This is a genomic window from uncultured Shewanella sp. (assembly GCF_947501225.1).
Taxonomy (GTDB): Bacteria; Pseudomonadota; Gammaproteobacteria; order Enterobacterales; family Shewanellaceae; genus Shewanella.
In genome coordinates, this window is sequence record NZ_CANMUW010000064.1 from 1 (window position 1) to 294 (window position 294).

Below are 294 nucleotides of genomic sequence, written 5' to 3' on the forward strand. Positions count from 1 at the left end.
ACGAACCAGGCGGTCGGAGGTTCGAATCCTCCCACGCGTACCATATTCAATTTCCGCTTAATAGATTAAGCGGAAATAAAAAGTGGTCTGTTATGGACGACTTAAAGATGTAAGATTAGCGTGTGTAGCTCAGCTGGATAGAGTACCTGGCTACGAACCAGGCGGTCGGAGGTTCGAATCCTCCCACGCGCGCCATTTTCTTATATTGAGTGAATCTGGAGAGGTGGCCGAGTGGCCGAAGGCGCTCCCCTGCTAAGGGAGTATGGGCTTTAAATCCCATCGAGGGTTCGAATC

The 294-nt window shown here is 50.7% G+C and carries 1 tRNA gene; it reads left to right on the forward strand.

Annotated elements, in window-relative coordinates:
* Nucleotides 1-118 precede the first annotated feature (118 nt).
* Nucleotides 119-195: transfer RNA gene (locus tag Q1B47_RS21945), tRNA-Arg, on the forward strand.
* Nucleotides 196-294: the final 99 nt, after the last annotated feature.